The sequence below is a fragment of the Aerococcaceae bacterium zg-252 genome (assembly GCA_016237705.1).
Classification (GTDB): domain Bacteria; phylum Bacillota; class Bacilli; order Lactobacillales; family Aerococcaceae; genus Globicatella; species Globicatella yangjingiae.
Map to the genome: position 1 here is coordinate 264506 of CP066204.1, position 15963 is coordinate 280468.

Genomic DNA, 15963 nt, shown 5'->3' on the forward strand with positions numbered 1-15963 from the left:
GTTTGTTTATTTAATAAAAGAAAGGAGTGAAAAAATTGCCACATTGGAATGAATCGATACGTGTTTTGAAAGGTATGGGGCCAAAAAGAATGGAATTATTTGAGAAATTAGGGATTCAAACCATACGGGATTTACTTTTTCACTTTCCTTTCCGTTATGAAGATATTCAAGTGCGAGAATTGGGGACTATTTTAGACCAAGAGAAAGTGACTTTAAAAGGAACGATTGTCAGTCCACCGGTTGTTAATTTTTATGGGCATAAAAAGAGTCGCTTATCCTTTAGAATGGCAGTGTCGGATAGTGAAATTATTCAAGTAACTTTTTTTAATCAGCCTTATCTCAAAAAACAACTTGAATTGGGACAAGTACGAGCAATTTATGGTAAATGGCAAAGTAATCAACAAAGTTTACTTGGCATGAAAATGATTAAGGAGCAGACCGAGGGAGATACATTATCAGCTGTATATCCGACTGTCAAAGGCTTAAAACAGACGACACTTGAAACGGTGATTAGACAAGGTTTTGAGTATTTAGACGGCAATATTCCGGAAATAATCCCCCATTACTTAAATGAAAAATATCGTATGTGGCCAATGGGACAAGCACTTTACTGCATGCATTTTCCAAAAGAAATGTCAGAGCATCAGCAGGCAAAGCGAAAAATAATTTTTTCAGAATTCTTCCTATATCAATGGCGTTTATTGAATGCGACTGCTCAAGATTTGTCACAAAAGGGTGTGCGTGTTTATTACGATGTTGATGAATTAAAATCAATTATTAGTCAATTACCGTATGAGTTGACGAGAGCACAAAAAAAGGCAGTCAATGAAATATGTTCTGATTTAATGGCACCATTTCCTATGAAACGCATGGTACAAGGCGATGTGGGGAGTGGAAAAACATTAGTTGCTTTTTTAGCCATGATTGCGTCGGTGTTAGCTGGCTACCAAGTAGTGTTAATGGTTCCAACAGAAATTTTAGCGAAACAACATACTGAGAATTTTAATCGTTTGTTTGAACCGATGAATTTGCACGCAGAATGTTTAGTGAGTGCCTTAAAAGCAAAGGAAAAGAAACAACTGGTTGAGGGATTAGCGTCAGGACGTATTCGCATTGTTATTGGAACGCACGCACTGATTCAAGAGCAAATTGAATTTAAGCAATTAGGATTAGTTGTAATTGATGAACAACATCGTTTTGGTGTAAATCAAAGGCAAATGTTACTTAATAAAAATGAAGTAGGTGTCAATTTATTACAAATGACGGCAACGCCTATTCCACGTTCTCTTGCGATGACAGTTTATGGCGAATTATCTGTTTCGACAATTGATGAGTTACCGGGTGGTCGCCAACCGATAACAACAGAACGGTTAAAAGCAGATGCGATTGACACAGTGTATCAACGTATGGATGAAGAACTGGCAAAAGGACACCAAGTCTACTATGTTTTACCATTAATTGATGCCTCTGAAACGATGCAAAGTATTGATAATGTAAATGAAATTGCTGAAACGTTAATCGAGCGTTTTTCTAATTATCAAGTTGATGTGCTGCATGGACAATTAGATAAAGCAGCCCAACAAGCAGTAATGGATCAATTTAAGCAAAATCATACACAAATTTTAGTGGCAACAACCATGGTTGAAGTGGGGGTTGATGTGCCAAATGCCACGATTATTGTGATACAATCTGCTGAACGTTTTGGATTAGCACAGTTGCATCAATTGCGAGGTCGTGTTGGACGAAGTAGTTTACAATCTTATTGTTATTTAATTGGTAATCCTACGACTGACCAAGGTGATGCGAGACTTGATATTATGACGCAAACACAAGACGGTTTTCGAATTAGTCAAGAAGATATGAAAATTCGAGGCATGGGCGATTTATTAGGAAAAAATCAGAGTGGGATACCACAATTCCATTATGCTAATTTAATAGAAGACCAACATATTTTGGCGGTTGCTAGACAAGAAGCGAAACAGTTGATAGAGCAGCCGTATTTATTAAGTGAAGTAGAAGCAGCTCGACTGCAAGAATGGAATCAACAATTAATTATTGAAGTATAAAATATAGTGAGAAGGTTTTGGCTTCGACCATCAGAGAATAGTTCACAGCAGCACGCAAGTGCTGCAAGAGCACAGCGAAGTGGAGGTCAAGCCAACCCGAACGAACCCAAATAAGAAGGCGAGGAAATAATATGTTTAAAATTGCAGTTGACGCAATGGGTGGAGATCATGCACCAAAATCAATTGTCGAAGGTGTCAATATGGCTGTAAAACAATTTTCAAATATTGAAATTGTTTTAGTTGGTGATGAAACAAAAATTACCCCATATTTAGAACTTAGTGAACGAATTACTATTGTTCATACAACCGAAAAAGTCGAAAGTGATGATGAACCTGTTTCAGCAGTGCGACGAAAAAAACAATCATCAATGGTATTAGCTGCACAAATGGTTAAAGATAATGAGGCAGATGTATTGTTATCAGCAGGAAATACTGGGGCACTGTTAGCGAGTGGATTATTAGTCATTGGTCGTATTAAAGGAGTAGACCGTCCAGGCTTAATGCCTATTTTACCGACAATGAATGAGAAAGCTCCACAATTTATTTTAATGGATGCTGGAGCTAATGCTGATTGCAGGCCTAAAAATTTACACCAATTTGCGATTTTAGCTAATTTTTATGCGAAAGCAGTATTGGGTATCTCGCAGCCACGTGTCGGATTAATTAATAATGGAACTGAAGCAAGTAAAGGGAATGAGTTAGCAAAAGCGAGTTACGCTCTATTGAACGAAGAACCGTCCATTCATTTTATTGGTAATGTTGAAGCAAAAGAATTATTACAAGGTGTTTGTGATATTGCCGTAACGGACGGATTTACTGGTAATGCGATTTTAAAATCATTAGAGGGAACATCAAAGACATTGTTTAGTGCGATTAAACATAAATTACTTTCTTCCGGTATAAAAGGTAAATTAGGTGCTCTATTAATTAAAGATGCATTGCTTTCATTGCGTGACCAGTATGATGATTCTAAACAAGGGGGAGCTATTTTATTAGGTGTAAATGCTCCGGTAATTAAGGCACATGGTTCATCAAATGAAGAGGCGATTTTCCATGCGATTCGACAAGCAAAAAATATTATGGAAGCAAAAGTAGTGGATCAGTTAGTTGAATATTTCGCTAATAATTAATAAATAAATGAGAATTGTCTAAAAAGATTAATTTTTTGTGGACAATTACTGTGAGAATATGTAAAATAGGTGAGTATATAATAGCATAAAGTGTACGATGAGGTTGGAGGTGTAAATAATGAGTGAAACAGAAACAGTGTTTTCAATTGTGAAAAACATGATTGTAGACCGTTTTAATGTGAATGAAGAGACTGTCACTCCAACAATGACATTTGATGATTTAGGTGCTGACTCATTGGATGTTGTTGAGTTAGTAATGGAAATTGAAAATCATTTTGACGTGACATTCGATGATGAAAAAATTGAGCAATTAACAAATATTGGGGATGCCGTTCAATATATTGAAACGTTAAAAGAGGCTTAATAAAAACGAAATAGATGATGAACGGAGGAAGAATATGAATAATCCAGAATTGTTACTAGATATCAAAGACTTACATATTGGGTTTCGTATCAAAGATAGTTACTATGATGCAGTAGACGGTGTAAGTTTACAATTATTTAAAAATGAAAAATTAGCAATCGTGGGTGAATCCGGTTGTGGTAAGAGTACCTTAGCAACCGCTATTATGGGTTTGCATAATCCACGTGTGACGAAAATTACTGGTGAAATTAACTATAAAGGTAATAACTTAGTTGATTATGATGAGACACAATTTAATACAGTTCGTGGTAAAGAGATTGGGATGATTTTCCAAGACCCATTGGCTTCATTGAATCCTTTGATGACAATTGAAGCACAAATAGACGAAGCACTTGTTTATCATACTAAATTAAATGCGCAACAACGTCATGAACGTGTATTAGAATTGTTGGACCAAGTAGGAATTGCGAATCCTCAGCGTACAGCAAAACAATATCCACATGAATTATCTGGTGGTATGCGTCAGCGTGTGGTGATTGCGATTGCTTTAGCATGTAAACCGCCAATTATTATTGCAGATGAACCAACAACAGCGTTGGATGTAACGATTCAAGCTCAAATTTTAGACTTATTAAACGAAATTCAAGAGGAAACAGAATCAGGAATTATCTTGATCACACATGATTTAGGGGTTGTAGCTGAAACAGCTGACCGTGTGGCAGTAATGTATGCTGGACAAATTGTTGAAATTGCGACTGTACATGAATTATTCAATAATCCAAAACATCCATATACACGTTCATTATTACGTTCAATTCCACAAACAAATGACCAATTAGAAAATGGTTCAGGCGATTTACATGTTATTCAAGGTATTGTACCACCATTACCGAAATTGCCACGTAAAGGGTGCCGTTTTGCACCACGTATTCCATGGATTGATGCGTCGATACATGAGGAGCATCCTGTATTACATGAAGTATCACCTAGCCATTGGGTACGTTGTACATGCCATGAGCATTTCCATTTTGAAGAGGAGGGACAATAATGTCAGAATTTATGAGAGTTTCCGGCTTAAAAGTCCATTATCCGATTCGCAGTGGATTTTTTAACCGTATAACAGATTATGTATATGCAGTAGACGGTGTTGATTTAGCGATTGAAGAAGGGAAAACCTATGGTTTAGTAGGGGAGTCTGGATCAGGTAAATCAACTATCGGTAAAGCGATTATTGGTTTAGAGAAAATGACAGACGGACAAATTATTTACGAAGGTAAAAATATCACGTCTGAAGCTCGTCAACGTCGTTCGAATTATCGCCGTAATGTACAGATGATTTTCCAAGATGCGTTATCAAGTTTTAACCCTAAAAAACGTATTTCAATGATTTTATCAGAACCTTTACGCAACTTCGAAAATATGACACCAGATGAAGAACGCCGTAAAATGATTGAATTATTAAACATTGTAGGGCTTTCTGAAGATGCGTTAAATAAATATCCACATGAATTTTCAGGTGGACAACGTCAACGTATTGGGGTTGCTCGTGCAGTGGCATTGAATCCAAAACTAGTGATTGCAGATGAGCCTGTTTCAGCATTGGATTTATCTGTGCAAGCACAAGTATTGAACTTCATGAAACGTATTCAAGAAGAGTACAACACGAGTTTCTTATTCATTTCGCATGACTTAGGTGTTGTTAAACATATGTGTGATGAAATTGCTATTATGTATCGTGGACGTTTTACAGAGTATGGTTTACGTTCAGATATTTACAATGACCCACAACATATTTATACACGTCGTTTATTATCAGCTATTCCACAAACGGATCCGAATGTTCGTGAACAAAATAAATTAAATCGTTTGCGTGTAGAGAAGGAATATCAAACAAATGCATCGAAATATTATACAGAAACTGGAAAAGTGTATGATTTGAAAAACTTAACGCCAACGCATAAAGTTGCGTTACGTGATTTGAACGAGCAAGGGGGCGTGAAATAAATGTGGAAAACAATACTTAGACGTGTCATTTTGATGATTCCTCAATTGTTTATTTTAACGATACTTGTCTTTGCGTTATCGGCTTTAATGCCTGGTGATGCTTTAACGGGGTTAATTGACCCGTCAATTACAGCAGCACAACAAGAGGCGATGCGTGAATCATTAGGATTGAATCGTCCTTGGCACGAGCGTTATATTGATTGGATGAAAGGTATCATGGTTGGTGATTTTGGTAGAAGTTTCCAACATAAACAACCTGTTACAGCAATTATTGCACAACGTGTGTGGCCTACTATTTGGTTATCATTATTCACTGTTATCGTAACGTACCTTATCGCTTTACCATTAGGTTTAATTTCTGGACGTTATCAAGATACTTGGATGGACCGTACAATCAACTTGTATAACTTTATTTCTTATTCAATGCCGTCATTTGTATTAGGATTATTGATGTTATGGATTTTTGGTTATACATTAAATTGGTTCCCAACACGTGGTACAGTTGATTCTAATGTTACTTTAGGTACGATTGAAGAAGTATTTTCAAGATTGAAGCACGTGGTGTTACCAGGGACAACATTGGCATTAATTAGTACGACAGGTACAATTCAATATTTGAGAACAGGTATTATCGATGCGAAGTCGCAAGATTATGTTCGTACTGCACGTGCTAAAGGGGTACCGGAATCTGTCGTTTATCGCCGTCATATTTTCCGTAATTCTCTTTTACCGATTGCAGCATTTCTTGGATATACGATTACTGGTTTAGTTTCAGGTGCCGTTATTACAGAACGTATTTTCTCTTATCAAGGTATGGGACAATTGTTTATCAATTCAATAACTGGGCGTGATTTCTCAGTAATGATGACTTTAGTATTGTTCTTTGGTTTCATGACCCTATTGGGAACATTATTATCGGATATTATTATGGTATTCGTTGATCCACGAATCCGTATAGATTAAGAAAGGAGGAAGACAATGGAATTAAAAGAAAAAGATTTAGTTGTTGAGCAAGAACTGACAAAAGAAGAGCCAGTTTCGCTTCCTCCAATGGGATTTGAAGTAATCAAGCGAGAATTTTTGAAGGATAAGGTTGCGATAGGTGCGTTAATATTATTAGTTTTAATTTTAGGAGCATCAATTTTAGTTCCATATTTTATTGATATGGACGCAGCGATGAAAGTTAGTATTTTTGATCGCTTTTTAAAACCAGGTGTTGATGGTCATATCTTAGGTACTGATGAAGGTGGACGTGATGTGTTCGGTATGTTAGTTGCCGGTACACGTAATTCATTATTCATCGGCTGGTCAGTAACAGTTCTTACTGCAGTAATTGGGATTGCCTTAGGGATTATTTCTGGTTACTATGGTGGAAAAATTGATGATGTGATGATGCGTGTAGTTGACTTCGTTATGGTATTACCAACGCTTATGTTTACTATTGTAATGATTTCAATTACTGAAGGTTTCAGTATGATAAAATTAGTTTTAATTTTATCTGTATTTGCTTGGCCGGGGATAACACGTTTAGTGCGTACGGCAGCATTAAGTGAGGCTTCTAAAGATTATATTAGTGCATCAAAAACAATGGGAACACGTGATTGGAAAATTATCTTGTTTGAGTTATTACCAAACTTGAGTTCTATCTTAATTACGAACTTAACATTGAGTTTCGCAGCTAATATCGGTTTGGAAACTGGTTTAAGTTTCTTAGGATTTGGTTTACCAGTCGGAACACCGTCAATTGGGACATTAATCGGTTATGCCAATAATCCAGATACAATTGAAAATAAAACATGGGTATGGTTACCAGCTGTATTATTAGTATTAGTATTAATGCTATGTGTTAACTATATCGGACAAGCATTACAGCGTGCAGCTGATTCACGTCAACGTCGTGGATAATATGAATTTGAGCACTTGAACTTCGGTTCAAGTGTTTTTCTTATTAATCTATTTGCAAACTGCGATATGCATGTGCTATAATGCATTCATGCGATGAGTCGAATCAGTCTGGTAGACTGCAGACAGTATAACATATGCCAGGAAGGCGTTATAAGTTATAATGTTGTGAACCTTTATAACTGGTACGTTTAAACGTATTCTGTCGTTTCGAATAAGAGTTGAGATTTCGGTCTCAGCTCTTTTTTTGTGGGATTGTGATTTCTACTTCAGTGCATGCATTGTCGCAAATTGAATTTTTTTTGGTAAAATAGATATAACAAATGATTCATGGGGTGATGAAGATGAATGTAGAATTAATGTCAGTCGGCACAGAATTGTTATTGGGTGATATTGTCAATACGAATACTGCTTATTTATCAAAGCAATTGGCGAATTTAGGTATCAATGTATTTAAGCAAACAACAGTGGGAGATAATCCTAAACGCTTGTCACAAGCATTGGATATGGCATTTAAAACAGCGGATACGATTATTATTACAGGTGGTTTAGGCCCAACTGATGATGATATTAGCCGAGAAGTAGCAGCGTCTTACTTTGGTTATGAATTGATTTATCATGAAGAAATTTGGCAACAAATTATTACATATTTAACGCATAATCGCAAAGGTGTACTCATATCAGAAAATAATCGTAAACAGGCATATGTGCCGGAACACACGAAAATATTGACGAATCATCAAGGGACAGCACCTGGATTAATTATTGAAAAAGAAAATCAACGTATTATTTTATTGCCTGGCCCACCAAATGAGATGAAAGCAATGTTTGAAGAGTCAGTTATTCCCTATTTAAGACAGTATTCCGATAAACAATTTGTATCGGCATATATTCGTTTCTTTGGAATTGGTGAGTCAGCACTTGAGATGAAAATAAAGACATTATTGGACAGTCAAACCAATCCAACAATGGCACTCTATGCTAAAACAGGTGAAGTTTTATTGCGTGTAACAGCATCAGGTGATAATGAAGCGAAATGTCGAGAAATCATGAAACCAATCATAGAGCAGTTACAATCAGAAGTGGGAGAGTATATTTATTTAATTGGCGATGAGCGTGTCGCTGAAACGCAAACTGAAATGCATCGTGTAGTTGCACAACTCTTATTAGAAAAGCAATTATCAATTAGTATCGCCGAGTCAATTACTGGTGGAGCAATTACGTCTTCTTTAGTGGAACAGAGTGGTATTTCTCAAGTGCTAAAAGAGGGGATTGTTTGCTATTCCAATCAATCTAAAGTTGAAACATTGGGTGTCAACGCCGATACAATTGAGAAGTACGGTGCAGTGAGTGAGCAAACTGCTAGAGAAATGGTCATCGGTGTTGCTAAGCGATTGAATAGTGATGTAGCGATTGCCTCAACTGGTATTGCAGGGCCTACGAGTGACGGTACAGATAAACCAGTAGGCTTAGTTTATATTGCAACTTACGTTAAAGGAAAGGTCAATGTCAAAGAATATCATTTATTTGGTAATCGAGCATTGATTTGTGAACGTGCCTCTAGGATAGCTCTCAATCAACTTCGATTGCATATTTTAGATAAATAGGACTTGGGGCTGATACTCTCCTAAATGGCAAATGCTATACTAAGAGTAAGGAAAAGCAAATAGTATTGGTGCTATTGAAAATTATCAAAATATAGGTGAGTGAGGGTGCTCTGCAGAGTGGTAGGCAAGGCAGTCCGAATGAACTAGAATAAATAGGAGGGTATAAAAGATGTCATTATTGTTACTAAGTCTGGCTATCATTATTGGAATGATATACGGTATGTTACTAGGGAAAGAGCTGCTTAAAGGGTATTCACTGAATTATTCTTATATTACGAAGTTATCTTCATTATTTCTTATTCCTGTATTAATGGAGAGTTTTTTCATTGTATTACTTTATCGAGGAGTAGTGACAATTTTTAGTTTGGTCGTAGTTGTTTCGGCAATTATTTTAGGTGTGATGTTACTTAGTTTTATTTTTGGTGGATTAACACGAAGATTTGGACAAAATTGGTTAACGATTATTTATTATATAGGGATTGTCTTTACGTTCATGACAGCCGCTTTCATGTCTGTCGAAATGTCTATGTCATATATCATTGATCAATTTATGGCATCGCATGCCGTTATAGCATCTTGCATTGCCATTTGTTCTGCCCCATTTGCAGGAATAGCTTGGTTAATTTCTCGAGTTGAACGACATGAACCAAATAATTTTGCTCATGTGAAATCGGGTAAAGTACAACATTATCGTCATCATGGTTTATCGGATAGTGATATTGATTTCTTCCGTAGTCAAATGGCTGAAGCGAAAGTTCGTATTGAAAATAGTGAAAAAAATATGCAGGCTGTTGCAAAATTACGTATTATTGAAACACGTCACAATACGATTGATGTTGCTAAACAATTTTTCAAAGATATTGTTGCAGAACCAGCACGTTTGCCACAAGCGGGTATTTTTATGAATAAGTTATTGCCGTCATTGGAAGATTTAACAGCTAAATATGTTGAAATTTCGAATCATGTGGCGAAAAATAAACAAACGTATCTGATTTTAGATAAAAGTGCGTCAACGATTGAAAAAATTTGTGAATCAATTACAGAACAATATTTACAATTTCATCAATCGGTTTACAATGATTTAGATGATGAAATCAAATTAGCAAATAAAAATTTATATAAAGCAAGTGAAACATTAAAAGAAGAAAATGTAGACTCTTTAGTAGAAGACCCATTTGCCTTTGATGATTTTGAATAGAACTAGAATAGCACAATAGGGGGATTGAAATGAGCGAAAAAAATACAGAATCATTATTTGATGAATTAGTCAATGAAACAACGACATCAGCAGTCGATGATTTATTAGCGAATCCTTTTGATGAAAAAGAGAGCGTTTCGAATAATAGTGTACAAAATGACTTATTAGACGCACAAATGTTATCTAAACGTGCGATTACAACTGAAAAATTAATTCATCGTTTGCCTGAACATCGACAAAAACAAGCCTATGATTTGGCTAAACAAATTGATGAAACGAATATGAATGCCGTTATTGCATACGGTTCAAATGCACAAAAGAAATTAAGTGAATTTTCTCATTCTATGTTGATGCAAGTGCAAATGAAAGATACAGGTGAAATTGGCGATGTCTTAACTGATTTAATGCAGCAATTGAATCGCTCTAATCCACGTGAATTAACGGCAGAACCTAATGTCTTTAAACGTTTATTTGCCAAAGTGAAAACATCGGTTGCTGAAACACAAATTCAATATCAAAAGATTGGTAGTCAAATTGATAAGGTGGCGATTCGGTTAGAGCGTGAGAAGAATGAGTTGTTAAATGATAATATTATGCTGGAGCAATTATATAATAAAAATAAAGATTATTTTGAGGCATTGAATATTTATATCGCTGCTGGAGAAGTAAAAATGCAAGAATTGCAGGAAAAAATTATTCCAGAAGCGATTGAAAAGGCTAAAGAAAGTAATAGCCAAATGGATGTGCAAATTGTCAATGATTTAAATCAATTTCTTGACCGTTTAGATAAACGTACTCACGATTTACGTTTGACACGTCAAATGACGATTCAGCAAGCCCCACAAATCCGTATGATTCAAAATACGAATCAAGCACTCGCTGAAAAGATTCAAGTGTCAGTTCATACAGCGATTCCATTATGGGAAAATCAAATTACAATTGCTTTAGCATTATTACGTCAACAAAATGCTGCGATTACTCAACGTCAAGTATCTGAAACAACCAATGATTTATTACTACGAAATTCTGAAATGTTGAAACAAAGTGCGATTGATACTGCACGTGAATCTGAACGAGGTGTAATTGATATTGAAACCTTACAGAAAACGCAAGCGAATTTGATTGCAACATTAGAAGAAACCTTGCAAATTCAAACAGAAGGACGTCGTCAGCGTGCCTTAGCAGAACAAGAGTTACAAGCAATGGAATTAGATTTGCGTGATAAATTAATGCGTATTACATCGGAGCAACAAGCGATGAAACCGAGTGGTGAGTGAGAATGTAATCAATAAACGACTCTGTGTCGACTAGTAGATTGAACTAGTTGATGAAGAGTCGTTTTATTTTACCATAAAATTTCACATTGACTGCCAACGGAGTCTAAAAAAGAATCAGATGGAACAGAATTGGTGATAATGTAGTCAATGTGTTGATAATTTGCAAGCTTAAAATAATGAGAAGTATTAAATTTTGTATTATCGGCTAATAGTATATTAGTGTCTGAATTTTCAATCATTTTCTTTTTAATTAAAGCTTGTTCAGGATTAGCTTCATATATACCGAAGCGATCTAAGCCACGGCAGCTAAAAATTGCTAAATCAGCGTGAAAATTATCAAGGAAAGTAGTAGCGAAATTACCCAGAGAAGATTGGGTATTGTAATTGATGTATCCTCCAGCAAAGTAAAGTGACACATTATCCATATTACATAATGTTAAGGCCGAAACTAAACCATTTGTAATAATCCTTAAATTGGTATATTTTTCAAGATGTGGAATTAGATTGGCTGCGGTAGTAGAACTATCTAAGAAAATTGATAAATTATTGGTTAAAAAAGTAGCAGCAATATCTGAAATAATTTCCTTAGAGCATGACTGTTCTGTTTTACGGGTATGATAGCTGAATTCAATATTGCTATCACTGGCTAATTGTACTTCGCCATGTGTGCGAATGATTTTCCCATCTTTCTCTAGCTTTATAAGTTCTCGTCTTAATGTAGAAGTGCTGCAAAATAATTGTTGTTCTAAATATTTGGTCGTTGTAAATTTTTTTGCTTGTAGAATTTTCAAAATTTGTAATCGTCTTTCAATTGCCGGCATTTTAAACACTCCTTTATTTTGATGTTAATGAGCTGAAATGACGTCCTCTTTATGAGCTTGTTTTAGTGCTTAAGGCAAGTAATTTATACTTACACAATATTGTCTCGTGGTTCATTTCGGTTTGCTCACTTTATCACTATTTTTGATAAATCATACTTGTTAGCTAAAAAACATGAACATTTATGAACAAATATAAATAAATTATAACCGCTTTCATCGAAAAACACCAGCTTTTTGACCACCCATTGTAAATATTACGACTATTTGTTATATTCTGAATAAAGAAAGGGATGAGATTATGACGGAATCTGAACAAATTATTCGTGAACAAATATGCGATGTGTGCCATAAAATGTGGCAATTAGGCTGGGTAGCGGCGAATGATGGGAATGTTTCAGTGCGATTGAACGAGAATGAACTTTTAGCGACGCCTACTGGAATGAGCAAAAGTTTTATTACACCGGAAAAATTAGTGAAGTTGAATATGAAGGGAGAAATCCTGGAGGCACAAGAGGGGTATCGTCCGTCGAGTGAAATAAAAATGCATATTCGTTGTTATGAGGAGCGCTCTGATGTTAAAGCAGTGGTACATGCTCATCCACCGATTGCAACAAGTTTTGCTTTAGCGCATATTCCATTGGATACGTATTCATTAATTGAAAGCGCTATTGTGATTGGGTCTGTGCCAATTACACCATTTGGAGTTCCGAGTACAATGGAAGTTCCAGATGCTATTACACCATATTTACCAGATCATGATGTTATGTTATTGGAAAATCATGGAGCATTGGCAGTTGGTAGCGATGTGATTACCGCATTTTATCGTATGGAAACATTAGAATTAGTAGCGAAATCTACTTTCCATGCACGAATGTTATTATCGACAAAGGGACTTGAGGAGAAAGAAATTCCGCGTGAAACATTAGAACGCTTGTTTAATATGCGTGCAAATTATAAAGTAACCGGAACACATCCTGGTTATCGGAAATATAATGCCGATGGTACAGTAAAAGAAGATTAAAAAAATAGTAAGGAGTGTATCAAAATGACAAATTATCCAAAAATTGGTATTCGACCAACGATTGATGGTCGCCGTAATGGTGTACGTGAATCATTAGAAGAACAAACAATGAATATGGCAAAAAGTGTAGCAGAATTAATTTCAGCTAACTTAAAATATCCAGATGGTACGCCAGTAGAATGTGTGATTTCACCTTCTACGATTGGACGTGTTCCTGAAGCTGCTGCATCTCATGAATTATTTAAACGTTCCAATATTTGTGGAACGATTACAGTGACACCTTGTTGGTGCTATGGTTCTGAAACAATGGATATGTCACCAGATATTCCACATGCTATTTGGGGCTTTAATGGAACAGAACGTCCAGGTGCTGTATATTTAGCAGCAGTATTAGCATCTCATGCACAAAAAGGAATTCCAGCATTTGGTATTTATGGTAAAGATGTTAAGGATTCAACTGATACTGAGATTCCTGAAGATGTTCGTGAAAAAATCTTACGCTATGTGCGAGCTGCTATTTCGAAGGGTATTATGCGAGATAAGTCATATCTATCCATGGGAAATGTTTCTATGGGTATTGGAGGCTCAATCGTTGATGCCGATTTCTTCCAAGAATATTTAGGTATGCGAAATGAATATATTGATATGTCAGAATTTATTCGTCGTTTGGAAGAAGGTATCTATGACCATGAAGAATATGAACGTGCACTTGCATGGGTGAAAGAACATGTTAAAGAGGGAATCGATCGAAATCGTGAAGATTTAGTTCTTTCAGCTGAAGAAAAAGAAAGACAATGGGAATTCGTTGTTAAGATGTTTATTATTGGTCGTGATTTAATGATTGGTAATCCACGTTTAGCAGAATTAGGATTTGTTGAAGAATCTGTGGGTCATAATGCTATTGTGGGAGGATTCCAAGGACAACGTCAATGGACAGACCACTTCCCAAATGGGGACTTTATGGAAACTTTATTGAATTCTCAATATGATTGGAACGGTATTCGTAATCCATATATTTTCGCAACCGAAAATGATGCATTAAATGGTGTAACGATGTTATTTAACTATTTATTAACCAATACACCTCAAATTTTTGCAGATGTTAGAACATACTGGTCACCTGAAGCAGTTGAACGTGTAACAGGTCATAAAGTTGAGGGGCATGCTGAAAATGGATTCTTACATTTAATTAATTCTGGTTCATGTACATTGGATGGGACAGGTCAAGCGAGTCGTGACGGTGAACCTGTGATGAAACCGTATTGGGAATTATCTGAAGATGAAGCAAAAGCAATGTATGAAAATACAGTATTTCCTGCAGCTAATCGTGAGTACTTCCGTGGTGGAGGTTTCTCAACACGTTTCTTAACTAAAGGTGGTATGCCAGTAACAATGGCACGCTTGAATTTCTTAAAAGGCGTTGGTCCAGTATTACAAATTGCAGAAGGCTATACATTGGAGTTGCCGGAAGAAGTACATAATACATTAGACATGCGTACTGATCCAGGTTGGCCAACAACTTGGTTTGCTCCACGTTTAACAGGAAAAGGTGCATTTAAATCAGTTTATGATGTGATGAATAATTGGGGTGCAAACCATGGTGCGATTTCATATGGACATATCGGAGCGGATTTAATTACATTGGCATCAATGCTACGTATTCCGGTTAATATGCACAATGTCCCAGAAGAAGATATTTTCCGTCCAAAAGATTGGTCATTGTATGGTACCGAAAACTTGGAAGCTGCAGATTATCGTGCGTGCAAAACATTAGGTCCAGTGTACAAGTAGAGAGTTGTTGAAGTATATGTGACGTAAGAGAAAGTGGGATAGCGTGTATTTGGTTAGAAATTCCACTTTCTCCTCGTTACGATGATGATGTTTAGTAAAAGGAGCTATTAAAATGACAAAGACCATTATTTTATCCTGTATCGGTGGATTAACAACAAGTATGTTAGTAGAACGTATTCATGAAGTTGTTTTGAAAGATCAACTAGATGTTGTCGTTTATTCAGTTGGAATTACAGGAATTGATACTTTAAAAAATGTAGATGTTTTATTATTAGGACCTCAATTAGCTTATTTAAAAGATAAAACAAAAGCAAAATTAAATATTCCAGTAGATGTTATTTCAGACGAAGACTTTGAATTAATGCAAGGGGAAAATGTTTTGAATCAAGCCTTGACTTTAATGGGAGATAAATAATATGTCAGCAGACATTGAACAACAATTAATGCGATTGATTGTATTAAGCGGTAAAGCAATGGGGCAAGGGCTTAATACGATAATGAGTGATTATAATAATCAGCAGGCTTGGGACGAAGTAAAAAAATATGTCAACCAAGCACATGATGTTCAAACGGCTTTAATTGAACGAGAAGTTCGTGGAGAAAATATAGAAGTCAGTTTATTAGCCGTTCATGCACAAGATCATTTTATGAATAGTCATTTTTTAACACAAATTGGAGAGTTATTATTAGAACAGCAGAAGCATATTCATTTGTTAGAGGAACGTCTGGTAGTTTTAGAAGAACAGCTTTCTGTAAGAAAAAATGATTAATCATATTAAGAT

General features: G+C 35.8%; 15 protein-coding genes. 14 read left to right on the plus strand and 1 reads right to left on the minus strand.

Annotated features, from left to right (window positions below; genetic code table 11):
* Positions 1-74 precede the first annotated feature (74 nt).
* From recG to JDW14_01395, 10 genes are all read left to right on the plus strand, one after another.
* Positions 75-2066 carry an ATP-dependent DNA helicase RecG gene (gene recG / locus JDW14_01350; GenBank protein QQD66469.1) on the plus strand — a complete coding sequence of 664 codons (1992 nt, stop codon included), beginning with the start codon at positions 75-77 and terminating at the stop codon, positions 2064-2066.
* A 131-nt stretch (positions 2067-2197) separates the two neighbouring features.
* Positions 2198-3196 carry a phosphate acyltransferase PlsX gene (plsX, locus tag JDW14_01355; protein ID QQD65795.1) on the plus strand — a complete coding sequence of 333 codons (999 nt, stop codon included), beginning with the start codon at positions 2198-2200 and terminating at the stop codon, positions 3194-3196.
* A 118-nt stretch (positions 3197-3314) separates the two neighbouring features.
* Positions 3315-3560 (plus strand): acyl carrier protein, encoded by a 246-nt coding sequence (gene acpP / locus JDW14_01360; protein QQD65796.1) that lies wholly within the window; start codon positions 3315-3317, stop codon positions 3558-3560.
* Positions 3561-3594: 34 nt separating this feature from the next.
* Positions 3595-4608: an ABC transporter ATP-binding protein gene (locus JDW14_01365; GenBank protein QQD65797.1), complete on the plus strand. Its 1014-nt coding sequence runs from the start codon at positions 3595-3597 to the stop codon at positions 4606-4608.
* Positions 4608-5564 (plus strand): ABC transporter ATP-binding protein, encoded by a 957-nt coding sequence (locus tag JDW14_01370; protein QQD65798.1) that lies wholly within the window; start codon positions 4608-4610, stop codon positions 5562-5564. Before JDW14_01365 ends, JDW14_01370 begins: the two co-directional genes overlap by 1 nt.
* Positions 5565-6527 (plus strand): ABC transporter permease, encoded by a 963-nt coding sequence (locus JDW14_01375; protein QQD65799.1) that lies wholly within the window; start codon positions 5565-5567, stop codon positions 6525-6527.
* 15 nt (positions 6528-6542) lie between these two features.
* On the plus strand, positions 6543-7469 hold the full coding sequence (locus tag JDW14_01380) for an ABC transporter permease (protein ID QQD65800.1): 927 nt from the start codon (positions 6543-6545) through the stop codon (positions 7467-7469).
* Positions 7470-7810: 341 nt separating this feature from the next.
* Positions 7811-9073 (plus strand): competence/damage-inducible protein A, encoded by a 1263-nt coding sequence (locus JDW14_01385; GenBank protein QQD65801.1) that lies wholly within the window; start codon positions 7811-7813, stop codon positions 9071-9073.
* Between the two features lie 169 nt (positions 9074-9242).
* A complete protein-coding gene (locus JDW14_01390) occupies positions 9243-10271 on the plus strand; it encodes a 5-bromo-4-chloroindolyl phosphate hydrolysis family protein (GenBank protein ID QQD65802.1) in 1029 nt (342 codons plus the stop codon).
* A gap of 29 nt (positions 10272-10300) precedes the next feature.
* Complete coding sequence (locus JDW14_01395) at positions 10301-11548, plus strand: toxic anion resistance protein (GenBank protein ID QQD65803.1); 1248 nt, start codon at positions 10301-10303, stop codon at positions 11546-11548.
* Positions 11549-11616: 68 nt separating this feature from the next.
* Here JDW14_01395 and JDW14_01400 read toward each other — a convergent pair whose 3' ends face one another.
* Positions 11617-12369 (minus strand): DeoR/GlpR transcriptional regulator, encoded by a 753-nt coding sequence (locus tag JDW14_01400; protein ID QQD65804.1) that lies wholly within the window; start codon positions 12367-12369, stop codon positions 11617-11619.
* A 298-nt stretch (positions 12370-12667) separates the two neighbouring features.
* On the opposite strand from JDW14_01400, the gene JDW14_01405 reads away from it, so the two are divergent.
* From JDW14_01405 to JDW14_01420, 4 genes are all read left to right on the plus strand, one after another.
* The gene (locus JDW14_01405; GenBank protein ID QQD65805.1) at positions 12668-13390 is read left to right on the plus strand and encodes a class II aldolase/adducin family protein; all 723 of its coding nucleotides are present in this window, start codon (positions 12668-12670) and stop codon (positions 13388-13390) included.
* A 24-nt stretch (positions 13391-13414) separates the two neighbouring features.
* A complete protein-coding gene (locus JDW14_01410) occupies positions 13415-15181 on the plus strand; it encodes an L-fucose isomerase (protein ID QQD65806.1) in 1767 nt (588 codons plus the stop codon).
* A 112-nt stretch (positions 15182-15293) separates the two neighbouring features.
* Positions 15294-15596 (plus strand): PTS sugar transporter subunit IIB, encoded by a 303-nt coding sequence (locus JDW14_01415; GenBank protein QQD65807.1) that lies wholly within the window; start codon positions 15294-15296, stop codon positions 15594-15596.
* Position 15597: 1 nt separating this feature from the next.
* The gene (locus JDW14_01420; GenBank protein ID QQD65808.1) at positions 15598-15951 is read left to right on the plus strand and encodes a PTS lactose/cellobiose transporter subunit IIA; all 354 of its coding nucleotides are present in this window, start codon (positions 15598-15600) and stop codon (positions 15949-15951) included.
* Positions 15952-15963: the final 12 nt, after the last annotated feature.